General features: G+C 70.9%; 16 protein-coding genes. 12 read left to right on the top strand and 4 right to left on the bottom strand.

The window, feature by feature from the left end; genetic code table 11:
• Complete coding sequence (locus G401_RS0133390; RefSeq protein ID WP_157546673.1) at positions 1–903, bottom strand: hypothetical protein; 903 nt, start codon at positions 901–903, stop codon at positions 1–3.
• A 303-nt stretch (positions 904–1,206) separates the two neighbouring features.
• Here G401_RS0133390 and G401_RS0133380 point away from each other — a divergent pair, with 303 nt between their 5' ends.
• The 4 genes from G401_RS0133380 (at position 1,207) to G401_RS0133365 (ending at position 5,928) form a co-directional block, all read left to right on the top strand.
• A complete protein-coding gene (locus G401_RS0133380; protein WP_027345905.1) occupies positions 1,207–2,178 on the top strand; it encodes a hypothetical protein in 972 nt (323 codons plus the stop codon).
• A 281-nt stretch (positions 2,179–2,459) separates the two neighbouring features.
• A complete protein-coding gene (locus tag G401_RS0133375; protein WP_027345904.1) occupies positions 2,460–4,640 on the top strand; it encodes a hypothetical protein in 2,181 nt (726 codons plus the stop codon).
• A gap of 70 nt (positions 4,641–4,710) precedes the next feature.
• Positions 4,711–5,088 (top strand): hypothetical protein, encoded by a 378-nt coding sequence (locus G401_RS0133370; protein WP_051367515.1) that lies wholly within the window; start codon positions 4,711–4,713, stop codon positions 5,086–5,088.
• A 33-nt stretch (positions 5,089–5,121) separates the two neighbouring features.
• Positions 5,122–5,928: a helix-turn-helix domain-containing protein gene (locus G401_RS0133365; RefSeq protein WP_027345902.1), complete on the top strand. Its 807-nt coding sequence runs from the start codon at positions 5,122–5,124 to the stop codon at positions 5,926–5,928.
• Positions 5,929–5,959: 31 nt separating this feature from the next.
• Here G401_RS0133365 and G401_RS0133360 read toward each other — a convergent pair whose 3' ends face one another.
• A complete protein-coding gene (locus G401_RS0133360) occupies positions 5,960–7,336 on the bottom strand; it encodes a lamin tail domain-containing protein (RefSeq protein ID WP_027345901.1) in 1,377 nt (458 codons plus the stop codon).
• A 178-nt stretch (positions 7,337–7,514) separates the two neighbouring features.
• On the opposite strand from G401_RS0133360, the gene G401_RS0133355 reads away from it, so the two are divergent.
• Together G401_RS0133355 and G401_RS53680 are read left to right on the top strand one after the other, a co-directional pair.
• Positions 7,515–8,321: a hypothetical protein gene (locus G401_RS0133355; protein ID WP_211240919.1), complete on the top strand. Its 807-nt coding sequence runs from the start codon at positions 7,515–7,517 to the stop codon at positions 8,319–8,321.
• Positions 8,322–8,330: 9 nt separating this feature from the next.
• Positions 8,331–8,768, top strand: coding sequence for a ribosomal protein L7/L12 (locus G401_RS53680; protein WP_051367512.1), 438 nt, complete (start codon positions 8,331–8,333; stop codon positions 8,766–8,768).
• 33 nt (positions 8,769–8,801) lie between these two features.
• On the opposite strand, the gene G401_RS0133345 is transcribed toward G401_RS53680, so the two are convergent.
• On the bottom strand, positions 8,802–9,647 hold the full coding sequence (locus G401_RS0133345) for an LPXTG cell wall anchor domain-containing protein (protein ID WP_027345899.1): 846 nt from the start codon (positions 9,645–9,647) through the stop codon (positions 8,802–8,804).
• Between the two features lie 155 nt (positions 9,648–9,802).
• Between G401_RS0133345 and G401_RS0133340 the strand changes: the two genes are divergently transcribed.
• Entirely contained in the window at positions 9,803–10,168 is a 366-nt protein-coding gene (locus G401_RS0133340) for a nuclear transport factor 2 family protein (RefSeq protein WP_027345898.1), read from the top strand.
• Positions 10,169–10,300: 132 nt separating this feature from the next.
• Here the strand turns inward: G401_RS0133340 and G401_RS0133335 are convergent, their stop codons facing one another.
• A complete protein-coding gene (locus tag G401_RS0133335) occupies positions 10,301–15,787 on the bottom strand; it encodes an ATP-binding protein (RefSeq protein ID WP_027345897.1) in 5,487 nt (1,828 codons plus the stop codon).
• 254 nt (positions 15,788–16,041) lie between these two features.
• On the opposite strand from G401_RS0133335, the gene G401_RS0133330 reads away from it, so the two are divergent.
• From G401_RS0133330 to G401_RS0133310, 5 genes are all read left to right on the top strand, one after another.
• Complete coding sequence (locus G401_RS0133330) at positions 16,042–16,992, top strand: Gfo/Idh/MocA family protein (RefSeq protein WP_027345896.1); 951 nt, start codon at positions 16,042–16,044, stop codon at positions 16,990–16,992.
• Between the two features lie 219 nt (positions 16,993–17,211).
• A complete protein-coding gene (locus tag G401_RS0133325) occupies positions 17,212–19,407 on the top strand; it encodes a carbohydrate-binding module family 20 domain-containing protein (protein ID WP_084557909.1) in 2,196 nt (731 codons plus the stop codon).
• 123 nt (positions 19,408–19,530) lie between these two features.
• Positions 19,531–20,661, top strand: coding sequence for a LacI family DNA-binding transcriptional regulator (locus G401_RS0133320; RefSeq protein ID WP_027345894.1), 1,131 nt, complete (start codon positions 19,531–19,533; stop codon positions 20,659–20,661).
• Between the two features lie 202 nt (positions 20,662–20,863).
• Entirely contained in the window at positions 20,864–22,309 is a 1,446-nt protein-coding gene (locus G401_RS0133315; protein WP_051367510.1) for a ricin-type beta-trefoil lectin domain protein, read from the top strand.
• A 207-nt stretch (positions 22,310–22,516) separates the two neighbouring features.
• A partial coding sequence (locus G401_RS0133310) for an HNH endonuclease signature motif containing protein (RefSeq protein WP_169734281.1) occupies positions 22,517–23,789 on the top strand: 1,273 nt, incomplete at its 3' end.

Below are 23,789 nucleotides of genomic sequence, written 5' to 3'. Positions count from 1 at the left end.
TCAGGAGCCGGTCGCGGTCCCCGCCAGCGCCGCCACCGAGGGGGCGAGCAGTCCGTCGAGCTGCGCGTACGGGACGACGGCCGCGGGGACGCCGCACGAGAACGGGCCCAGGGCACCGCCCTCGAAGGTGAACTGCATTCCCTTGTCCGTCCAGTTCGGGAACACGGCCGTCTTGTCGGGATGGTGGAACAGCCCGGAGATCAGGTCGTTCACGGCCGACGGGTCGCCGCCGACGCACGAGGCGACGTCCGGCTGCTGGGCGACGGCGGCGGCCACCTTCGCCACCTTCGCGTCGTCGGGCGTACCGGCGAACATCGCGGTCATCTGGACGAGCTCGGCGGTGTCGATGCGTACCGTGACGGTGGCGACGCTCAGGTTGCGGTCCCCGGCGCCGGGGAACTGCGACTCGAACAGGTAGCGCACCGACACCAGCCGGCCCGCCTGGTACGCGACCGCCTTGGCGGCCAGGAACCCGTCGCCCGCTCCGCTGCCGTAGCCGCTCACTTCCTTGGTCATCGCGGCGGCCGTCGTGTCCATCGGCTGGCGTACGAGCATGTTGACCCGTCCCTGCAGACCGGCGTCGGCCAGGCCGGACACGACGGGGTACTCGGAGTCGATCGCGAAGTTCGGCATGCCCGGCACGGTGGAATGCGCGTCGTGCAGGGCGATGGTGATCTTCACCGGGGCGGCCGGCCCGCCGGACGGGGACGACGCGGGCTGCCCGCCGTCCGAACGGTGCCGGACGATCAGGACGGTCGTCGTGACCGCCGCGACGATCACCAGCACTTCGAGCACGATCAGCGCCCGCAGCCACGGCCGCCGGCGCCGAGCCGGTCGCGCCGGTCCCGACGGGAGTTCCGGCCGGCCTTCCGGGGGGACCTCGGGTGAATCGTCCGGCTGCATCGGCCCCGGCCCTCCATCGGCTCGTCCATCGGGCCGGTCCACAGTGGGCTGACCGGCCGCGTCAGGATAGCGAGCGCCGGCAGATCGCGTACCGGGTCACGGAACCGTTCCACCGCCGGCGTTCCACCGGCCCGGTCGGCGAACGGACCGGTCGACCACATCGATGATCCCCTCATCGCGGCCACCCGCCGTCCGTTACGCCGGTACGCTCCGCGAAACGGCCCGCACGGCGTACCGTCGGGCGGACAGCGCGGTCGTGAACGGTGATGGTGACCGCGGCCCGGCTCGCGCAGCATCGGAGCCGTGGCGACCGACTCGACCCCGGCAGACGCGGACGGCCCCGCGAGCACGGACGGCCCGGCAGGCACCGGCAGCCCGAAGCCGGCCGAGCAGCAGCCGCCCAAGCAGCCTCACTGGCTCACGGCCGGGCACTGGGCCGGGATCGGTGCCATCGCCGGCATCCTGAGCGTCGCCATCGCGGTCGCGGTCGCCGTCTTCCCGCCGAAATCAGACGGGCCGGGAACCGCGCAACCGAACTCCGCGAACTCGATCACCGGAACGTCCGCCGGTACGCCGTCCCCCGGCGCGCAGTCCACCGCGGGCGCCTCCGGCCCGCCGGTACTCATCGAATCGGTCACCCCGCTGAGCAGCGATCCGGACCTGACACTCGTGCTCGCCGACAAGGTGGAACTGACCGCCGCGCAGCTGAGCCGGCTCGACAGCGAAGGCCTGCAGAACCTGGAGAAGATCGTCCCCCTGACCACGCGGCCGGTGCCGGTACGGTTCGGCTTCACGAACGTGACCCTGATGGGCAACGCGGCCGCGACCGTGACGATCACCCAGCTGGAGATCGACAAGAAGTGCCGCCCGCCGCTGACCGGGACGCTGCTGTACAGCCCGAGTCAGGGCGCCGGCGACACCATCAAAATGATCTTCGACTTGGACGGCACGGCGGTCGTGGCGCAGAACGCGTCCGGCCTGACCGCGACGGGCAGCTACTTCAAGGACCACATCGTGACGCTGGCGCCGGGCGAGGCGCAGACGCTCTCGATCACGGTGAAGAGCGACCAGCACGACTGCACCTTCACACTGCGGATGACGGTCGCGGGGCCGACCGGCACGGTCGTGGAGAACATCGACGACAACGGGCAGCCGTTCGAGCTGACCGCGGCGCCGCCGCACAACTCCGACTACCAGGCGGTCTACCTCAGCCCCGTCTACAGCCCGAGCCGGCACTGGACCCGCGTCGACCCGGCGCGCGCGCCCGGCCGCTGAGCGGCCCGTCCGACAAGTATCGAAAATCATCGACGACCTCCGGTCGCGACGCATACGGTCTGGGCCCCTGGGACAGGAAGGAGCCCACCCATGCCTCGGCCGCACCGCGCCCACGGTTCGCCGCTCGCCACCCCCCACCGGCGGCCACCCACCGTCCACTCGGGACTCCGACAGGACCGCCGACGGAGCCGCCGGGCTGTGCCTGTCCGGCCGAGGCACGATCTTGCCACCATCGATCATGATGAGTCGCGTACGCGCGACGGGTGTGAACGGGGGCGATCGTGGACGAGCTGCGGATCCGGCTCGGCTCGTGGCTGGAAGGAGTCGCGACGCGGCTCGACCGGGCGGACGCGCTGCTGGAGCGGACGGCGGCCGGTTCGTGGCGGCAGTGGCTGCGCCTCATCGCCGCCTCGCTCGGCGCGTCGGTCGTCCTCGTGCTCCTGCTGCACCTGGTCGTGGCCGGTCTGTTCGCGGCCGGGCCGGGGCCGCGGTGGACCGCCGTGGTCCTCGCCGCCGGGGTTGCGGCGATCCTGCAGGTGATCGTCGTCCGCAACGTGGTGATCTCGATCGCCGAGCCCGGCCGGCGGCGGTTCCTGCTCATCGCCTCGCTGGTCGCGGTGGCCGCGCTGCTGACCAGCGTGGCCGCGTTCGCCACCGCCACGGCCGCGGTCCGGTCGATGCCACTGTGGACGGCCGAGCGGATGTACCTGTGGCAGCTGGCCGACTCCGTTCCGCTGCTGGCGATCCCGCGCCGTCTGCAATGGACGGAGGCCGCCCTGACCGGCGGGGTCGGCGCCCGGCTGACCCTGCTCGCCTTCAAGATCGTCGTGATCGCCCCCCTCGTACGCCTCGTCGTCGCGTTCTACGAGGTCGTCGAGGCGCAGCGGACCGACCCCGCCGCCCGGCCGCGCCCACCGGGAAAGCTGATCTTCCGGGTGACCCGGGTCCGGGGCCTCACCCCGGCGGTCGCGGCGGCCGGTTTCCTGTGGGGCGCCCTGGGCCCCGGCACGAAGCTCGGCCACCAGATCGGCGGGCTGCCGGCCAGCGCCCGGGTCGCCGCCGTAGCCCTCATGGTCCTCGCGGTGGTGACCGCCGGCCCCTACTGGGGGGTGCTGCTCACCCTCGTCGAGGCACTGATCGGGCTCGTGGTCGCGCCGGGGGTCCTGGCGTTCGCCGCCGTCGTCGGGCTGGTCTGGTTCGACACCCCCGTACGCCGGGCGGCCCTGCCGTTCATGTCCGCCGGCGGCCTCGCGGCGAAGCTGTCGATGACGGTGGTCCTCGGCACCATCGCCGTCATCGTCGTCACCCGGCTGTGGATCCTGGACGAGCCCACATCGGTCGCGTTCTTCCTGCTGCTCGGCTTCGTGGGCACGACGGCACCCGGCCGGGTGTGGCTGCTCACCGAGGTCAGGGCGGCTCCCGTCGGCCTCGCCCTCGGCCGCGGGCTCGCGACATCTGCGGTGTGGTTCGCGCTCGCGTACCTGGTGGTGCGGTTGGGGCAGTTGCCTGCGTCGGCGGCCCGGGCCGGCGGCATCGACACCCGGTACCACCCGGGCTGGTTGCGCCACCGGCTCCAGCGCTACCTGAACTCCGCCCTCCAGATCCTCTGCGCGGCGGCAGCCGCACTGGTGGCGCTGCACGGAACGGCGACGCTCGGCCTCCTGCCGCAGACCCCGGCGCGCCCGTGCACCGGCGGGTTCGTCCTCGGCTGCGCTCCCGGCGTCGAGGCCTGGCCCGCGTTCGTCGACGCCGCCTGGAACGTCGCCGACGCGATCCCCGGACCCGACATCCCCGCGGTGCTCGACTGGCGCCTGGCCACCACCGTTCCGAGCCGCGCCGCCGGACTGGTCCTGCTGCTCACCATCCTGGCTGTCGCCCTGCTGGCCGCGTTCCCCGCCGTCCGCTCGATCCTCGGCTGGGCCCGGTGGCGGGCCGGGGCGGCCGCCGACCCGATCGGCCTGCGGGCTCCCGAACAGCTCGTGCGCCATCTGTGGGGCGTCGTCGACTTCGTGGTCAGCGAACCCGCCGACGCCGACGACCGGTCACCGCTGGCCGGTTCCCGCCGGGCGCGCATCGCCGAGGCCGAGCTCGCCTTGGCCGAACGCGCCTACACCGCCCTCCGCGAGCGGTGGAACGAGGGAACCCCCATGCACACCAGCGCGACCGAGGCGATCCAGCTGGTCCGCAGCGCGTACGCGGCGACCCTGGCCGGTACGCGCGACGGCTACGAGCAGCTGGCCGCCCAGATCTTCGTCGAGGACCTGGAGACCTACGTCGCCCGCTGGTCGGACGCGTTCGCCCTGGCCGGCGGCGAGACCCGGCCCGATCCTCCGCTCGACCCGTTCGACCTCGCGGGCGCCACCGAAGACGTCCTGCTCGCCCTCGCCTCCCGCCGCGACGCCGGACCGGGCCCGGGCACCGGACTCGATGACGGCGAGCCGCCGGCATTACCTCGGAGGTAATCGACGCTGTGCGGCCGGACGGCGACAGTGTGGGCAGTAACAGTGGGCAGTGATCGAGAAGGGGAATCCCATGAAACTGCTGCGCTTCGCCCTGCGCCTGGACGCCGCCGCCTCGGCCGGGCTGGGTGTGCTCACACTCGCGCTGAGCGGCCGCCTCGACGACTGGCTCGGTACGCCGACCGCCTTCACCATCAGCGTCGGCGTCTTCCTGCTGGTCTGGGCGGCGGCGCTGGCCCTGATCGCGCAGCCGCCCCGGATCTCGGCCGCGGCCGCGTGGACGGTCGTCGTCCTGAACGTCGGCTGGATCGCGGCGAGTCTCACCGTCGCGTTCGGCGGGGCGTTTCCGCTCAACGGCTGGGGCGTCGCGTTGACCGCGCTGCAGGCGGCTCCCGTGCTGCTCTTCATCGACCTGGAGTATCTGGGTCTGCGGCGGGCGCGTACCGCCTGAGAGTAGTTTCCTCGTGGGGGAAGGAAGTGGGCCATGACCGCATCCGTGCTGGAGCCGCCGACCGTCGGAGACCTGCTGCGGCACTGGCGTACGCACCGGCGGCTCAGCCAGCTCGACCTGGCCGGCCTGGCCGAGGTGTCCACCCGGCATGTGAGCTTCGTGGAGACCGGCCGCGCCCAGCCGAGCCGCTCGATGCTGCTACGCCTGTCGGAGATGCTCGACATCCCGCTGCGGGAACGCAATCGGCTGCTGCTCGCCGGCGGGTACGCGCCCGCGTACACCGAAAGCGCGGTGACCTCGCCGCGGATGGCGGGTGTGTGGCAGGCGGTACGCCAGGTCCTGAGTGGACACGAGCCTTATCCGGCGGTGGTGGTGGACCGGTTCTGGCGGCTGCTGGACGCGAACGCGGCGGTGGACCTGATGACCGCGCTGTGCGCGCCGTGGCTGCTGGAGCCGCCCGCGAACATCCTGCGCGCGGGCCTGCACCCGGAGGGGCTCGCCCCGCACATCGTCAACTTCGGCGAGTGGCGGGCGCACCTGCTCGGGCGGCTGCGCCGGCACGCGGCCGTGACCGCCGACGAGGACCTGCGGGCGCTCTACGAGGAACTGAGCGCCTACCCGTGCGACGACCCGGAACCGGAGATCGAGTCGCCCGGGGCCGGTGACGTGGTCACGCCGCTGCGCCTGCGTACGCCGGCCGGGGAGCTCACGTTCTTCAGCACGATCGCGACGTTCGGCATCCCGGCCGACATCACGGTCGCCGAGCTGGCGATCGAGTCGTTCTTCCCGGCCGACCCGGTCACCGCGGACGTCCTGCGGGCCCGCCAGACCGCGCGCTGATACCGCGGCCGGCGGGCCCGAAGGCATGCCTTCAGCAGTTCACGGTGCCGCTGCGGATCGCGTGGCTCTTGTCGTCGGTGTCGTCGCTCCACAGCACCTGCTTCGAGCCACCGGAACAGCTCGGCGACAGGGCGAAGCCCTCGTTGTTGTAGTTCGACATCCCGCTCGGCCGGTTGTAGGTGGCCGTGGTCGCGAATTTGCCGGCCGCGTTGACCGTCAGCGTCGCCGTACGCCCGCTGCACGTGTCGTCGCACGCGGCCCACAGCCGCCCGGTCGACGCCTCGTACTCCAGGTCCATCACGGCCGCCAGTCCACTCGGGATGGTCGCGATACGCGTGAACGTACCGCCTGCCAGGTTCAGCGCGTACGCGTACACGATGCCCGTGGCCTCGGCGCCGACGAAGTAGACACCGGTGCCGTGGTTGGCGTACGACGCGGGGTTGTACGCGGCGCCGGTGCGCTCGTCGCGGAAGCCGGCCGCGGTGAGGGCGCTGTCCGGGATCCACGCGATGCCTTCGAGTCCGCTGTTGGCGTCGGTGCCCGGCAGGTCGGCCGTGAGGTTCCATTCGGCGGTGGCGCTCAGGGCGCTCGCGGTGCCCGCCGGGTCGTAGCGCAGGATCTTCTGCAGGCTGGTCCCGTTGTGGCTGTTGTCCCGTTCCGTCGCCACCAGTACGCCGTCCGGCGTGTACACCACGCCCTCCGCGTCCGGGTCGCCCGAACCGTTCGCGTAGCGCAGCGCCTTGCCCGCCGACCAGCCGCCGGTCGTGTCCGCCTGCCACAGGGAACCGTTGGGTACCAGGCGGTAGAGCGTACCGGCGCCGTTCTTGACCGCCCAGACGACGCTCGCGGACTGGTAGGACAGGCCACTGAGGTTCTCACCGAAGAAGCCGGTCACGTCGGCGTTCGCCACCGCCGTGCCGCCGGGCCACGTCACCGGCGCGGGCGGCGGGCAGGCGTTGGCCGCGCCCTTCGTCGCCGTCGTGGTCGTCACGAACGAGCCCGTCCCGTCCGCGCACCGGCCGTACGTCGTGCTCGCGTGGCTCGTCCACGCGTACGAGTCGACGAGGGTTCCGCCCTGGTAGACGCGGACGGAGTCCGAACTGCCCAGACCGTAGGCCGACTCCACGTCCAGCGCGAGGAACGCGCCCGGCGCGAGCGTCACACCCGAAGCCACCGTGTACGCGTGACTGTCGTCGTTGTCCTTCACCACCCAGCCGGACAGGTCGACGGTCGCCGCGCCGGTGTTCGTCAGCTCCACCCAGTCGCCCGGGCTGCCGCCGCTGGACTCCACCTCGTTGATCCGGATGCCGGTGGTGTCGGCGCCGACGGCCGGGGCCGCGGACACCAGCGATCCGGCGAGGATCAGGACCGCCGCGCCGAGCCCGAGGCCCACCCGATGGATACGCACTGATGATTCTCCTTTGTCGATGCCATGTTCCGAGGCGAGATCGTGCAGGGGCCCGGCGACCGGGTTCCGTCGCGGCCTCATCGGGCAGCTGAACGGAGCGCGAACAGCCCGCCCACGCGAAGCGGCAATTTCTGTTATGCCAATTGACACGACAGAAACCCGTCCCTACCCTCGTCCCATGAGCGATGCCCGGCAGCCCGGCCGCCCCCGCAAAGACCCGTCCACATTGGCCCGATGGGTTCCGCCCGAGGGCTGGTCACGCCTGGTCGCCTGGATCTCCCCGGCGGAGAAGAAGGCGCTCAAGCGGGTCGCGGTCGAGGCGGACGTCTCGGTCGCGGACCTGGTCCGCTCCCTCGCGAGCGGGCTGGCCGCCGGCGTCGTCACCCACGAAGACCTCCTCGGACATGTCCGGAAGGGACTGCAGGTCATGGAGAAGATCCCCACGCTCTTCGAACGCGACGAACACTTTCACGTCGTCGACCGGCCCAGGGCCGAGTGCTCCTGGGTCTTCGACGGCGAGGGCGTGGGCACGGAGAAACTCGACGGCACCAACATCCGGCTGACCGTGCGGTCCGGCCTGCTCGTCCGCGTCGAGAAGCGCCGCAACCCGTCCAAGGCCCAGAAGCAGCAGGGCATCGTCGACGGCTGGTACGCCGACGCCGACGAGTACGCCGCCGACGACAAGTGGATCTTCGCGGCCGCCCGCGCTACCGACGTGTCGGCATGGCCGGACGGCGAGCACCCCTGCGAGGCCCTCGGCCCGCGTATCCAGGGCAATCCGCTCGGGCTCGACGGCGCGGTGTGCGTACCGTTCAACATGGCGGTACCCAGCTACGACGACGTGCCGCGCACCTTCGGGGGGCTCCGGGAATACCTGGCCGGACTGGACAGCCGCTACGCTCCGGGCAGCTTCGCGGAGGGCATCGTCTTCCATCACCCGGACGGCCGACGAGCGAAGATCAAGCGCAAGGACTTCGCCCGATAGGATCAGCGCATGACGTTCGTCTGGATCGCCGCCCTCGTGGTCGTCGCCGTGGTCGCGTACGCGATCGGGCGGGCCTCCCGCAAGGGCGGCGATCTGGTCGGCGACCAGCTCGACAGCCGGAAGGCCGCCGCCGTCACGCCGCCCTCGGCGGACCTCAACGAGCGGGCGCGGCAGCTCACCGCCCAGGGCAAGAAGATCCAGGCGATCAAGGAGTACCGCGAGGCGACCGGCCTCGGTCTCCTCGACGCCAAGGAGGCCGTCGAGCGCCTCGCCGCCGGAGCGCCGGTCGAGCCGGTGAGCCCGCAGACGACGGCCGAACTCGGTGACCTCGCGACCCAGGCCCGCGCCCTGAAGCAGAGCGGCGAGATCATCCGGGCGGTCAAACTCGTCCGCACCGCGACCGGGCTCAGCCTCAAGGACGCCAAGGACTTCGTCGACGACCTCTGAAGTCCGTAGGAGCATCCGCTGTCGGAGCGCCCGCTATCGCAGTACGCGACGACGGGCGGCGACCACGATCACGAAACCCGTGATCAGCAGCAGACCGGCGGCGATCAGCATCGGCCGCGTACGCGTACCCGTCAAAGGCAGTGTGGGACCGGTGGTGGGTGAGGCGACCGCAGAGGGCGACCGCGTCGTGGTGGGCGGTGGGTCGAAGTTGGTGTTCTGGGTGGTGGCCCCGTCCACGAGGGTGACATCGTCGGCGAACCCGTCGGCGGGACCGACCACGCCGGTGCCGATGCCCAGCTGCGCCTGACCCCACGCGCCCTGCGGGTACTGCGCGACGAACGCGGCGAACGTGCAGGGCGCGCCCTGGCCGCAGAACCCGTCCGTGGTGTTGGTCTGCCAGACGATCGCGTCCGGGCCGAGCGTCCACGACTGCCACTGTCCCGCGAGGAATGTACCGTTGCGCTTCGGCTCGAAGCTCAGCGTCGTGAAATTGGCCGGGGCGGGAGTCACCGTCTGGAACCCGGCGAAGCGGAGCGTCGGCGTGAACTCCTGCGACCCGCCCGCCGCGACGTAGGTCGAGTACGTGGCACCCAGCCCGGACCAGGGCCGGCTGATCAGGCTGCCGAGATCGGTTCCGACCAGCACCCGGTCGGTCTCCGCGGCCACGTGCAGGTGCAGGCTGCCGGTCCCGGCGGGCGGCGTACCGGGCCCGCTGACGATGGCCGCCGAGCCGGCGGCGGTGGTCTCGGGCAGAACGCTCCAGGTACCGGCGGGCAACGTGGAGACGGTCTGCGCAGCGGCGGGCACCGCGCTCGTCAGCGCGGCGGCGGAGACGCAGAGCGCGGCGGCCAGAGTACGCAGCGGCAGGTGTTTCGCCATAAGGGACAAAACTACCCTATGTCCCGTTTATCCGGCATGCGACACGGGTGACAGAGGTCGACTACAGCGCGCGGGCCGCGTATTGAAAGGCGCTCATAGGTCGACGACGATCGAGAGTGGACCGCACCCGCGGGCACCCCTCTGGAAGGATCGCCGTGAGCCGAGCCCCTCTCGTACGCCAGATCTTCGCCGACATCGACACCTTCGATCCCGACAAGTTCGTCGCGCACCTGACCGACGACGCCGTGTTCCGGTTCGCCAGCACCGATCCCGTCGTCGGGCCCGCCGCCGTACGCGAGGCCGTCGCCGGTTTCTTCACGACGATCGCCGGGCTGAAGCACCACATCCTCAACATCTGGGATGTCGAGGATGACGTGGTGATCGCGCAGATCGACGTGGAGTACACGCGGCTCGACGGGCGGCACGTGACCGTCCCGAACTCCGACATCCTCACGTTCGACGGCGACAAGGCGAAGATCTGGCAGATCTACATCGACCTCGCCCCGGTCTACGCACCCTGACCGGTGTGGTGATCCGGTTTGGATCAGGGAAGTCCACGTAATCATGACCCATGATTCGGGTGATTTCCCTGATCCAAACCGGATCTTGGCAGGCAAGCGCAAGCGGGCAAGCGCAAGCGGGCCGTGGGTGGGCTAGGAGCGCGCGAGTCCTCGCTCCACCGCGGCGATGATCTGGGGCCGCAGCTCCTCCGGCCGGATGATCGCGTCCACCGACCCGACCTCGACCGCCCGCTGGATGCTGTGCACCGCGTCGAACTCCGCCGCGACCTCGCTGAGCTTCTCGGAGCGTACGGCGGCGCGGACGTCCTGCAGCTGGGTGAGCAGGACCGCCCGATCCCCACCCGTCGCCGCGGCCGCCTTCGCTTCGAGGTCGGTCACCCGCGGGTCCTTCGCCGTACGCGCGTTCACGTCACCGGCGAACACGGCGGCCGCGGCCGGGGCGCCGCCGATGACCGAGGCGAACGAGCCGTCGACGGCCAGGACCGTCATGTTCGGGTTGAGCGCCTTGGAGAACACGACGAACGCGCCACCGTGGTAGCGGGAGATCACGCAGAACACGATCGGGCCGTCGAAGTTCACGATGCCCCGGCCGATCTCGGCGCCGAACTCCAGCTGCAGCTGGCGCATCGATTCGGGGGAACCGTCGAAGCCCGACAGGTTGGCCAGCACGACCAGCGGCCGGTTGCCGCTCGCCGCGTTGATCGCCCGGGCGGCCTTCTTCGACGAGCGCGGGAACAGCGTGCCCGCCGTGTACGCGTCCGGCCCGTCGGTGGGCGGGAAGCCCCGGCGGGGTACCGAGCGGGACTCGATGCCCAGCAGGCAGACCGGGATGCCGCCGAGGTGCACGTCCTGCACGACCGCCGTCTCGGCGTCGGCCATGCCGGCCCAGCGTTCCAGGGTCGCGTGGTCCTGGTCGGCGAGGGCGCGCATGAGCGTACGGATGTCGAAGGCCTTCTTGCGGTCGGGGTTGCGCTCCTTGGAGAAGATCTCGCCGACCGTGGTGAAGTCGCTGTCGGGCACCGAGTGCGGGTAGCCGGAGATGTCGCGGTCGACCGGGTCGGTGGTCTCGGCCCGGCGCGGGCGGTCCTCGCCCGGCAGGACGTAGGTGTGGTCGTAGTGGGCCATCAGCACGTCGTGCGCGCCGCGCAGGTCGGGCGCCCAGTACTGCGCCTGCCCGTTGGGACCCATCACCCGGTCGTAGCCGCCGATGCCGAAGTTGTCCTCGGCGGACACGCCGCCGGAGAAGTCCAGCGCCTGCTTGCCGGTCAGCACCATCGCCGAGTCCGGCGTCATCACCAGGATGCCCTTGGTGTGCATGAGCATCGTGGCCTCGGCGTTCCAGTACGGCTGCGCGCCCACCGTGATGCCCGCGACGACGATGTTGATCTCACCGCCGGCCTGCGTGAACTCCACGATCCGCTTCAGCGCCGCGGCCACCCAGTCCATGTTCTCGGTGCCCGAGGTCATCGAGATCCGCGCGCCCGCCGAAAGAGCGAACCAATCCAGGGGTACGCGCATCCGCTCGGCCAGGTTCAGCGCCTCGATGACCCGGGTGCACTCGGCTTCGGCGAGGGCGCCCAGCGCCTTCGTGGGGTCGCCGAGCAGCACGACGCGCGTGACGCCTTCGGGGTAGCGCTCGGTCGGGGCGCTGACGACGCCCGCGACCATGCCGGACTTGTTCTGCCCCTTGGGCCGCTCGACGGGGACCAGCCGGCCGGAGTCGTCCAGGTCGTACTCGGTGAACGTGCCGTTCTCCCCGGCCAGCATGTCGGTCAGCTCGTACGGGTACGTGGTGCCCCGGCGGCGGGCCGACAGGACCTTCTGCCGGTAGCCCGACAGCGGCTCGATCGGTTCGGTCGTCGGCGACGTGATCGACACGCGCATGCCGGCGTCGAACGAGACCTCGACGGCGATGTCGGCGAGCTCGCCGGTCTCCGGGTCGCGCTGGCGGCCGAGGAACAGCACCTCCTCCAGCCCGGCACCGGCGGTCAGCGGCAGTACGCGCTGGATCACCGCGTTCAGGTCCTGCAGGCTCAGCTCGCTCGACGGCCAGACGTACAGCGTGATCCGGTTGGTGTCGAACCGCTTCTGGGCCGGGCGCTGCGCCTGCACCTTGCGGATGGCGTCGAGGCAGGCGTCGAGCGCGCCTTCGAGGGCCGGCAGGGCGAGGATGCGTCCGCTCTCGTCCTGCAGCGGGGTGAGGTCGCGTACCTGGGCCATGGCGGCGAGGCGCTCGTCGGCCGGGTTGTCCGGGGCCACGCACCGGAACAGGTAGACCTCTTCGTCGGCCGAGGGCAGCCGGGTCAGGTCGAACGCGGCCAGCCTCGGCAGCTGCAGACGCTGGGCGATCTGCGGGTGCAGGCCGCGGATGACGCGGTCCTCGCCCAGCCCGGGCCGGAACGTGAAGTGGTGGTGCATCGCCGAACCGGTACGCCCGGCCACCGAGATCGTCACCCGCTGAGCGACGCCCAGCAGCCCCGATTCGTCGACCACGGTACGCAGCGCGGCCGCCATCGCGTCGGTGTCGGGCTGGTCGGCCCAGGTGACGTAGACGTCGGCCACGGAATCGCCGTTGGCGAGTTCGGCGGTCTTGGTCAGGGCCGCGGGCAGTTCGGCGAAGTCCGTCGCCGTCGAGAGGAGCCGGAAGCGCTCGCCGTCCCGGTCGTACTCCGCGGCGAAGAACGGGTGCCCGGCGATGTCCAGGCAGCGCGCCTCGCTGATCCCCCGGTTGCCGTAGTACCGGCGGCTCAGGACCTCCAGCATCGGGCCGTTGTCCGCGCTCGGGCGGCCGATGCGCTGGCCGAGCAGGCGTACCAGGGGTTCGGGGGAGGCGACCATCTCGGCGATCCGGTCGGCCCGGTCGGGCGCCTTCGGGTTCTGGTCGAGGTGGCGCAGGTGGGCGCGGACGTCCGCGTACACCTCGGCCCGCTTGCGGCGCAGCATCGGCTGGCCGGCCCACCGGAACACGAGGCTGCGGGCGAGGTCGCCGACGGCCGGGAAGCGTACCTGGGTCGCCGCGATCAGGTGCTCGATCGCCTGGCCGACCTGCTCGCGTACGCCGTCGTCCGCCGGCAGCGGCTCGGTGAGCCACTGGCGCAGGAGGGCGACCACGACGGACACGTCCGCGGCGGCGCGCTGCTGCGCGAGGAAGATGCGGAACACGGCGTCCTCCAGCGCGGGCGTGCGCTCGAAGTCGGTGACGCCGTAGTGCGCGAGGACGCGGGCGAGGCGGCTGCGGAAGGTGTCCGGCAGGCCCGCGCGGTCGACGTCGAGGCTCTGCAGGTACGCGTGGAAGTACTCGCGCGGGCTGTGGACCCGGTTGTCCGCCTTGGACTCCTCGCCGGCCGGCCGGTTGCGGCTCAGCTCGGACAGGTCGGCGAACACCTGCAGCAGGCCGACCTCGGCCTCGACGGGCCGGCGACCCAGCTCCGCCCGCGCGCTCAGGTACGCCGACAGCACCCGGCGCTCGTCGCGCGGGTCGACGTCGTAACCGAGCAGCAGGCTGCGCAGGTCGGCGATGCTCCACGCGGCACGTTCGGCGGCCGGCCGGCCGGCGGTCTCCGGCGGCAGTTCCAGGTCGATCGCGGCGGTCTCGGTGGCCTCCGCCTCGGCTCCGTCGCCGACCGGTTCGAGGCGCAGCAGCGGCGCGCCCGTCTCGACCTGGCTGCCGACGATGACGTGGCACTCGCGCAGCTTGGCCTTGAACGGCGCGCGGATGACCGTCTCCATCTTCATGCTCTCCAGCACGAGGACCGGGGCGCCCGCCTCGACCTCGGCACCGACCTCGTGCGGCACGGCGACCACGAGCGCGGGCGCGGGCGAGCGCAGCACGCCGCCCTCGTCCCGGCTGACCCGGTGGGTGACGCCGTCGACCTCGACCAGGTGGATCGGGCCGTGCGTGTCGGTCACCAGCCGGTAGCGGCGGCCGTTCACCGAGAACCGGCCGGTGTGCTCGTCGAAGCGGTCCACCTCGACGTCCATGGTGGCCGATTCGCCGATCGCGACCCGGAACCGGCGCGGTCCGATCTGGGCGACCGTCACGCGGTAGCCCGCGCCGCGCAGCTTGAGGTCGATCGGGCGGCCGCTGCGGTGCTGCACCTGCGGCCGGCCGCCGTGCGCGGTGGACAGCAGCCGCTGCCGTTCGACCGCCGCCTCGTCCTCGTACGCCTCGATCGCCGCGGCGGCCAGCGCGACACCGGAGTGCTTGGTGGACACCAGGCGGCCCTCGGCGCGTACGCGGTCGATCCAGCCGGTGTCGGCGCTGCCGTCGATGACCTCGGGCTGGTCGAGCAGGTCGAGCAGGAAGCTCTTGTTGGTCGCGCCGCCCTCGATGATGACGGTCGTCTCGGCGACCGCGCGGCGCAGGCGGGCGAGCGCCTCATCCCGCGTACGCCCGTACGCGATGATCTTGGCGATCATGGAGTCGAAGTCGGCGGGGATGACGTCGCCCTCGCTGACGCCGGTGTCCACCCGGACCCCGGGGCCGCTGGGCAGGACGAGCCGCACGATGCGGCCGGGCGACGGGGCGAAGTCGCGGTCGGGGTCCTCGGCGTTGAGCCGGGCCTCGACGGCGTGCCCGAGTTCGGCCGGGCCCTGCCAGCTGGCACCCTCGGCCGCGCCGGGGAACAGGTCGCCGAGACGGCCGCCGCCGGCGACATGGATCTGGGCCTTGACCAGGTCGAAGTCGGTGGTCGACTCGGTGATCGGGTGCTCGACCTGCAGGCGGGTGTTGACCTCCAGGAAGGCGAACAGCTTCTCGCCCGGGTGGTAGAGGAACTCGACGGTCCCGGCACCCTTGTAGTCGACCGCGAGGGCGAGGCGCTCGGCCGCCGCCTTCAGCTCGGCCGCCTGCTCGGGGGCGAGCACCGGCGAGGCCGACTCCTCGATGACCTTCTGGTTGCGCCGCTGCACCGAGCAGTCGCGGACGCCGAGCGCCCACGCGGTGCCCTGACCGTCCGCGATCACCTGCACCTCGACGTGCCGAGCGCCGGTGACCAGCCGCTCCAGGAAGACGATGCCGCTGCCGAACGCCCGCGCGGCCTCCTGGCTCGTCCGCTCGTACGCGTCGGTCAGGTCGTCGTCGTTGCGCACGACCCGGATGCCGCGCCCGCCGCCGCCGGCGGTCGCCTTGAGCATCAACGGGTAGCCGACCTCGGCGGCGGACCGCTTGGCGGCCTCCAGGCTCTCGACCGCGCCGCGGCTCCACGGCGCCACCGGGACGCCGACCTCCTCGGCGATCAGCTTCGAGCCGATCTTGTCGCCCAGCTTCCGCATGGCCTCCGGGCTCGGCCCGATGAACGTGACGCCGATCTTCTCGCACAGCTCGGCGAAGGCCGGGTCCTCGGCGACGAAGCCCCAGCCGACCCAGGCGGCGTCGGCGCGCGTCTCGATCAGCGCCCGCTCCAGGACCGCGTGGTCGAGGTAGGGACGGGCGGACGCCGGACCGAGGCAGTAGCTGTCGTCGGCCTCCCGGACGAAGGTCGCCGCGCGCTCGGCCTCGGTGTACAGGGCCACCGTCTCGATGGGGGGCCCGGACGCCTCCGCGTTGAGCTCGCGTACGGCGTGGATGAGCCGCATGGCGGCCTCTCCGCGGTTGACGATGGCGATGCGCCGGAACACCGTGCGACTGAACACCGGGTTAGCCTCCTGAACGAGCGATCGGGGACTCCCCCGCCGAGGCATCCCCGTCACCTACCTTTGCATCTCGGGCGCGGGAGCGAACCATTGGACGCGCCAGGGGGCGACAGCGAAACTTGTAGGGTTCCTCCAAAACTGGGGTCCCTAGAAACGGACTAAGTTCGCATAAGCTGACAAGTAATCAAGATCAGCGAGCCCCGTCGATCGCTCCCGACCTTGATCGTTAAGGTGTGCGGATGTTCACGTTGGGCATCATCGGGCTCGGCGCCATGGGCGCGGACATGCTCGAGGCCGCGGCCGGTCACCCCGATTTCACCGTACGCGTCGCCGCCGACCTGCGTACCGACCTTGTCGAGCAGACGCGGGCCCGGTACCCGGACATCGCCTGCTCGACCGAGCCGCGGGACGTCCTGGCATCCGATGTGGACGCCGTGTACGTCGCCACTCCGCCGGCCACCCACGCCGACCTCGTGGTGGCCGCGTTCGCCGCCGGCAAGGCCGTGTTCTGCGAGAAGCCGCTGGCGGTCGCCGGCCCGGACGGCGACCGCATGGTGACCGCCGCCCAGGTGTCCGGCCTGGCCAACGCCGTGAACTTCGCGCTCGCCGACCGGGCCGCCGTCCTCGAGATCGGCCGGGCCCTCGCCGCCGGTGACGTCGGCCGCGTACGCGCCGTCGAGATCCGCCTCGTCTTCCCGGTCTGGCCCCGGGCGTTCCAGGCCCACGCGACCTGGCTCGACGGCCGGGCCCAGGGCGGCTTCGTACGCGAGGTCCTGTCGCACTTCGCGTACGTGACGGACAAGCTCGTCGGACCGATCCGCACCGAGTACACCCACATGGAGTACGCCGGCCCCGAGCGCAGCGAGTCCACCGCCATCGGCCTCCTGTACGCCGGCGGCGTACCGGTCCACGTGTCGGGTGCCGCGGGGCTGTCCGGGCCGGAGGTCTACGAGTGGACCCTGTGGGGCGAGCACCGGTCATACCGGCTGACCGACTGGGGCACACTGTCCATATGGGACGGTGTCGCCTGGGCGACGGTCGACGTACCGGGTCCGCGGGGTTCGGAGGCCACCCGGCTGAGTCGGTTCGCGGCGGCGATGCGCGGGGAGCCGCAACCGGACCTCGCCGATTTCGCGGCAGCGCGCCGAGTCCAGACCGTCATCGAGTCCTTCCACCAAGACGGATCTTGACGTCAACATCAAGATCCTTAAGGGCATTTGCCCCAAAAAGGTATTTGATTCCCAAGGGATCTTGACCTCGATAACCACATGATCTTTGAAACCAGGTTTCAGCAGGACTCGCGGGATTGACACTTTCAAGCATGGAAATGTGGTGCTAACGTTGCCGCAACTTCCGCAAGAAGTTGCAGCGCTCTCCACCCCTCCCGCACCGTCCCGCTCGGAGGATCCATGCGCGCGAAACCCTTGCGCACCAGCACCAGCACCAGCACCAGCACCAAACCCAACACCGACACGGTGCCGACCCCCACTCAGCAGGGCCGGCGGTTCGGCCGGCTGCGGGCGATCGCCGTCGCCGCGGCGCTCGTGGCGGCGGTGGCGGCCGTCCCCCTGACCCGCGCCGGCCAGCCCGCCGTCGCGGCCGCCGCTCCCCACGACGTCATCGCCAACCTGTTCATGTGGCCGTGGCCGTCGGTCGCCAACGAGTGCACCACCACCCTCGGCCCGGCCGGCTACGGCGCCGTCCAGGTCTCCCCGCCCGGTGACTCCATCTCCGTCTCCGGTCACCCCTGGTGGGAGGTCTACCAGCCGGCCGCGTACGACCTCAACAGCCGCATGGGCACCGCGGCCCAGTTCGCGAGCATGGTCGCCACCTGCAACGCCGCAGGGGTCAAGGTCTACGTCGACGCCGTCATCAACCACATGACCGGCGTCAACCAGTCCAGCACCACCAGCTACGGCGGCGCCTCCTTCACCAACTCCTACAGCTATCCCACCGCCGGGTACGCGTACGCCGACTTCCACCATCCCAACGACCTGTGCCCGAACTCCGACATGACCATCAAGGACTGGAACAACCAGACCCAGGTCCAGGAGTGCGAGCTGCTCCAGCTGGCCGACCTCTACACCGAGAAGGACGGCGTACGCACGAAGATCGCGAACTACCTCGGCGGCCTGATGGCGCTGGGCGTCTCCGGTTTCCGGGTGGACGCCGCCAAGCACATCAACCAGGCCGACATGGCAGCGATCCTGGCGAAGATGGCGGCGGCCGGGCACGTCCCGTCGTTCTACGCCCAGGAGGTCTGGCCGGGCGGCTCCGGCAACCTCGCGCCCTCGGCGTTCGAGTCCAACGGCGGCCTGCTGGAACTGAACGCGGCCTTCGCGCTGAAGAACGCGTTCAACGGCGACATCGCGAACCTGTCCGCGTGGGGTTCGGGGCTGACGCCGTCGGCCAAGGCCGCCACGTTCGTGTCCAATCACGATACCGAACGCGACGGCAGCACGCTCAGCTACAAGAACGGCACGACCGACACCCTCGCGAACGTGTTCCTCCTCGCGTCCGCCTACGGTACGCCGGCCGTGATGAGCTCGTTCACGTTCAGCAGCAACGACGCGTCCCCGCCCGCCGACGGCAACGGTTTCGTCAGCGCCGTCGGCTGCGGGAGCGGCTGGGAGTGCCAGCACCGGCAGCGGGCGATCCGCAACATGGTCGGCTGGCACAACGCGGCGTACGGGAGCGCGCAGGCGAACTGGTCGTCACCCCAGTCCAATGTGGTGGGATTCAGCCGGGGATCGAATGCCTGGGTCGCGCTGAACAACTCCGGCGGCTCCGTCACGTACGCCTTCACGACCGGCCTCGCCGACGGCGTCTACTGCGACGTCATCCACGGCGACTTCAGCGGCGGCACCTGTTCGGGGCCGACGGTGACGGTCTCCGGTGGCCGGGCGACGGTCGCGGTGGCGGCCAAGGACGCCGTCGCGATCGACGTCAACGCTCGGGTGGGCACGACCACCACCAGCCCGACCGGCAGCTCCAGCCCGACCGGCAGCCCCAGCCCTTCGGCGAGCCCGACCGCGACACCGGCGGCCGCGGCGGCGTTCAACGTCACCGCGACGACGGTCACCGGCCAGAACATCTACGTCACCGGGTCCATCGCCGCACTCGGCAGCTGGAACACCGCCAACGCCGTACCGCTGTCGGCCGCGGCGTACCCGGTGTGGAAGGGGTCGGTCGCCATCCCGGCCGGCACGTCCTTCGAGTACAAGTACATCAAGAAGGACGCCGCGGGGAACGTCACCTGGGAAAGCGGCGCCAACCGCGCCGCGACCAGCCCGGTCACCCTCACCGACACCTGGCGGGACGGCACCGCGCAGGTGAGCTTCTCGGCGTACGCGACGACGGTCTGGGGCCAGAACGTCTACGTGGTCGGTGACATCGCGGCGCTCGGCGGCTGGAACACGGGCAGCGCCGTGGCCCTGTCGTCGGCGAGCTACCCGTACTGGACGGGTTCGGTGAGCCTGCCGAGCGGCACCAGCTTCCAGTACAAGTACATCAAGAAGGACGGGTCGGGCAACGTGATCTGGGAGAGCGGCGCGAACCGCGGCGCCACCGCCCCGGCCACGCTGAACGACACCTGGCGGTCGTAGCCGCGGTCGTAGCCGCGGTCGTAGCCGAACGGGTGGGCCGCTTCATGATTCGGCGGCCCACCCGTTGACCGGTCCGGCGCTTCGGCGATACCTTGGCCGCCCCGGCGAATCACGAGGCGGCCCATGGCGGACGACCGGCTGTTCAGCGTCCAGCGCCAGGAGCACCTGCTCAACGAGCTGCGGCGGCACGGTTCCGTGCGGGTCCGGCGGATCGCCGCCGAGCTGGGCGTGAGCGAGCTGACCGTACGCCGGGACATCGCGGCGCTGGCCGAGCGCAACCTGGTGGCCAAGGTGCACGGCGGTGCGACGCTCCCCCACCACGCGCGGCCGGTGCCGGCGCCGAACCGGCGGCAGAACCAGTTCACGATCGGCATGGTCGTGCCGTCGCTGGACTTCTACTGGCCGCAGATCGTCGCCGGCGCCCGGGCGGCCGCGGCGGCGCTGGGCGTCACCATCCAGCTGCGCGGGTCCAGCTACGACCCCGAGGAGGACCGCCGCCAGATATCCCGCCTGGTCGAGGCCCAGCAGGTGAACGGCCTGCTGCTGGCCCCCAACCTGGACCACGACGGCGACGGGGGCGGCGACGGGGGCCTGGAGAACGACATGGTGGACTGGATCGGCCGGCTGCCGGTGCCGACGATCCTGGTCGAACGCCAGCCCCAGCGCTGGACGGACACGCCCCGCCAGATCGAGTGCGTCCGCAGCGACCACGCCCTCGGCCTGGAGATCGCGGTGCACCACCTGTACGAGCAGGGCCACCGGCGGCTCGGGCTGCTGCTGTCGCGGGGCAGCCCCACCTCGTCGTACCTGCTGCGGGGCTGGCGGGCGGCGTGCGCGGACGTCGGCATCGTCGACAGCCTCGTCGTCCGCGAATCCGTCGGCCTCGGTACGCCGGGCCACCGGCAGATCATCCGCGACGTGCTGGCCGACTGCCGCCGGGCGAAGATCACCGGACTGATCGTGCACAGCGACCCGGACGCGATCTCGGTCGCCCAGTTCTGCGCCGAGCAGGGCGTCGCGATCCCGGACGACCTCGCCCTGGTGTCCTACGACGACGAGGTGGCCCATCTCGCCGAACCCGCCCTCACCGCCGTACGCCCCGCGAAGAACCACGTCGGCCGGCTGGCCGTCGAGGTGATGGTGTCGCGGCTGCTCGACGGCGAGCGGCGGCCGTCGCAGCGCGTACTGGTCGCGCCGGAGCTGATCGTCCGGAGCTCGTCGCTGTCGCACCGCCCGGTGAGCGTCCGCGCCTGATGTTCGGATCTGACACCGTTGTTCGAGTCTGACCTGTTGTTCGAGTCTGAACGGTTCTGAACGCACCGGTTCGCTTGCTGGCGCCGGATTCCGCGGGCCTGTCCGATGTTATCCACGCTGTCATCCGCGCGAAGCCGGTCCCGTCCGGGGACCGGCCCGCGCCGTCCCGTCCCGTCCCGTGAAGTTCCCGAAGGGGCTTGCCATGTCCCAGCTCAGAACAACTCTGCGCACAGGTCTGCGCGCACTGACGGTCCTCGCCCTGGCCGCGTGCGGCCTGACCGCCGTCTCCGCCCCCGCGCATGCCGCGACCTCCCAGTTCAAGGGCGTGAACTGGGCCGACGCGCGCGACAACTTCGTCAACGGCGTCCTCTACGTGTCCGGGCTGTCCGCGTCCGACACGTACGCGTCCGCCACCACCGTCGGCAACCAGGTCGTCGGCCAGCTCTACTCGATCACCGGCGCGAACACGGTCCGGCTGCCGATCAACGAGCCGACCGTGTCGAGCTACTGGAGCACCTACACCGGCGCCATCGACGCCGCCCTCGCCAAGGGCTCGGTCATCCTGGCCTACTGGGCGTACGCGAACGGCAAACCGGCCAGCACCTCGGCCTTCAACGCCATGTGGGACACCGTCGTCGCGAAGTACGCCGGGAACGCGAACGCGTACTTCGAGGTGATCAACGAGCCGTACGCGTACTCGACGACCGATCTCGCCAACTTCTACAACGACTGGCTGACCCGCTATCCGAGCGTGCCGAAGGGCCGGGTGATCCTCGACGGCGCCGGGTACGCCCAGAACGCGGCCGCCGTCGGGGGCGACAGCCGGCTGTCGGGAACCCTGATCGGGGTGCACGACTACTCGTTCTTCGTGAGCCCGCCCTACGAGGACGAGAACGACTGGGGTACGCACCTGTCCAACTACATCGGCTCGTACGCGAGCCGCACGGTCGTGACCGAGTGGGGCGGCCCGATGGGTCCGGGCTCGAAGAACGGCGTCTCGTTCAACACCATCGACTACAGCATCCCGAGCGGGACGTACTTCGCCGACTACATCCGGGGTGAGAGCAGCAAGCTGCGCAGCCTCGGCGTCGGCAGCGTCTACTGGCCCGGCCTGCGCGACGGCGACTGGTACAGCCTGACCAGCAAGACCGGATCCGGCTCGTCGATCAAGCTGACCCTGGTCAACGCGTCCGGCCTGACCCGCCTGCAGTACGCGTGGAACGTCGGCACCGGCGGCACCACCTACGTCCAGATCCGCAACGCCGCGACCGGCCTGGACCTCGACGGCATGGGCCGCACGACCAGCGGATCGGCCGCCGGGCAGTACGCGGCCAGCGCCGGCAGCACCAACCAGCAGTGGACGATCGAGAACGACGGCAGCTACGTCCGGATCAAGAACCGGGCGACGGGCCTCTACCTCGACGGCATGGGCCGCACCACGAACGGGTCGGCGGCCGGCCAGTACAGCGACACCAACGCGAACAACCAGCAGTGGACGGTGGTGACCGTCAACAACACCGTACGCGTCAAGAACCGGGGCACGGGCCTGTTCCTCGACGGTATGGGCCGCACGACGAACGGCGCCGACCTCGGCCAGTACGCCGATTCGAGCAGCACCAACCAGCAGTGGAACATCATCCCCGCGTAACCTCCGGCGCAGCGAGTCCCGGGCCGTCCAGGTGGGCGGCCCGGGACTTTCGTTTCGTCGTGGACTCGGCGGCTTTTAGCGTTGATCGTCTCTGTCTGTTGTGGACGTTGTGCGTACGGTGACTGTGGTCTGGCCTGCGGTTTTGGCTCTGATCTTGGCTCTGGTTTTGTCGTAGGTGATGGCTAGGGTCGGGGTGTGAGTGAGGCGTTGGCCGCGGCGGTGGAGGACCTGTTGGTCGCCCCGTTGTCGTCGCTGCCGGACGACGCTCTCCTGGCTGAACTGTCGGCGGTTTTCACCGCGACGCAGCAGTTGACGGCCCGGATGGTGGCGCAGGTCGGTGAAGCCGCCGCTCGTGGTATCCCAGCCCGGCACGGCGCCTCCAACACCCGAATATGGTTGGCCGACCTCCTGGCCGTGTCGATACGGTCCGCGGCCGGCTGGGTGAAACTCGCCAACACGCTGCCTAGCCGGCCCATGGTCGCCGAAGCACTCGCATCCGGTGCACTGAACACCGAACAGGCCACGGCCATCACCCGGCTGATCGGCGACCTACCCCCCGAGATCGGCGCAGCCGGTAAGACCCGCGCGGAACAGGTGTTGACGGACTTGGCGGTGGGGCAGCGCCTGCGGCCGGAAGTACTGGCCGAACACCGGCGGGCCATCCTGGAAACAGTGTCGCCCGAAACGGCCGAGGAACGGCTGCGCCGGGAGTTGGAGCGGGCGAACCGGTCGGCGTTCCAACGACGCGCGTTCACCCTGACCCCCCACGGCGAAGGCGAATACCGACTGTCCGGAGTACTCGACAGCGCCGCAGCCGCCTACGTCCGAGCCGCCATCGACCCGATCAGCGCACCACGATCACTCCTCGACCGCCTGGCCAACACTGCCGACCCGGCTGGCGACGCTGAACCGTCTGCTGCTGAACCGTCTGCTGTGGCGGGTTCCGGCTCGGCTGGTGGCGGGTTCAGCGGCGGCCTGACCGGGCGGCTCGACGATGTTGTCGACGACGCCGGCCGGGACACCCGCACCGCCGCCGCCCGCCGCGCCGACGCCCTGACCTTCCTCTGCGCCCAAGCCTTAGCCGAGGGCAGCCTGCCCGAATCCGGTGGCGAACGCCCACACCTCGTAGTGACACTGTCCTGGGAACAACTACGCGACAAGTACAGCTACGGCATCCTAGACACCGGCGACCTACTCACCCCCGAAACCGTCCGCCGACTCGCCTGCGACGCGAAGATCATCCCCGCCGTCCTCGGCAGCGAAGGACAGATCCTCGACATCGGCCGCGCCCGACGCCTGATCGACGGCCCACTACGCCGAGCCCTCGTCCTCCGCGACCGCGGCTGCGCCTGGCCCGGCTGCGACCGACCACCACGCTGGTGCGAAGGCCACCACATCCTGGCCTGGCAGCACGACGGACCCACCAACCTCGACAACTCCACCCTCCTCTGCGGACACCACCACCGCGAAATCCACCGCG

This window comes from Hamadaea tsunoensis DSM 44101 (assembly GCF_000428945.1).
GTDB classification, from domain to species: Bacteria; Actinomycetota; Actinomycetes; order Mycobacteriales; family Micromonosporaceae; genus Hamadaea; species Hamadaea tsunoensis.
This window is presented reverse-complemented; position numbering and strand designations above follow the sequence as displayed.

What these genes read in the sequence shown, in the direction of transcription:
- G401_RS0133390 (WP_157546673.1), bottom strand. Translation starts at nt 903, where the DNA reads ATGCAGCCGGACGATTCACCCGAGGTCCCCCCGGAAGGCCGGCCGGAA.
- G401_RS0133370 (WP_051367515.1), top strand. Translation starts at nt 4,711, where the DNA reads ATGAAACTGCTGCGCTTCGCCCTGCGCCTGGACGCCGCCGCCTCGGCC.
- G401_RS0133365 (WP_027345902.1), top strand. Translation starts at nt 5,122, where the DNA reads ATGACCGCATCCGTGCTGGAGCCGCCGACCGTCGGAGACCTGCTGCGG.
- G401_RS0133355 (WP_211240919.1), top strand. Translation starts at nt 7,515, where the DNA reads ATGAGCGATGCCCGGCAGCCCGGCCGCCCCCGCAAAGACCCGTCCACA.
- G401_RS53680 (WP_051367512.1), top strand. Translation starts at nt 8,331, where the DNA reads ATGACGTTCGTCTGGATCGCCGCCCTCGTGGTCGTCGCCGTGGTCGCG.
- G401_RS0133345 (WP_027345899.1), bottom strand. Translation starts at nt 9,647, where the DNA reads ATGGCGAAACACCTGCCGCTGCGTACTCTGGCCGCCGCGCTCTGCGTC.
- G401_RS0133330 (WP_027345896.1), top strand. Translation starts at nt 16,042, where the DNA reads ATGTTCACGTTGGGCATCATCGGGCTCGGCGCCATGGGCGCGGACATG.
- G401_RS0133325 (WP_084557909.1), top strand. Translation starts at nt 17,212, where the DNA reads ATGCGCGCGAAACCCTTGCGCACCAGCACCAGCACCAGCACCAGCACC.
- G401_RS0133320 (WP_027345894.1), top strand. Translation starts at nt 19,531, where the DNA reads ATGGCGGACGACCGGCTGTTCAGCGTCCAGCGCCAGGAGCACCTGCTC.
- G401_RS0133315 (WP_051367510.1), top strand. Translation starts at nt 20,864, where the DNA reads ATGTCCCAGCTCAGAACAACTCTGCGCACAGGTCTGCGCGCACTGACG.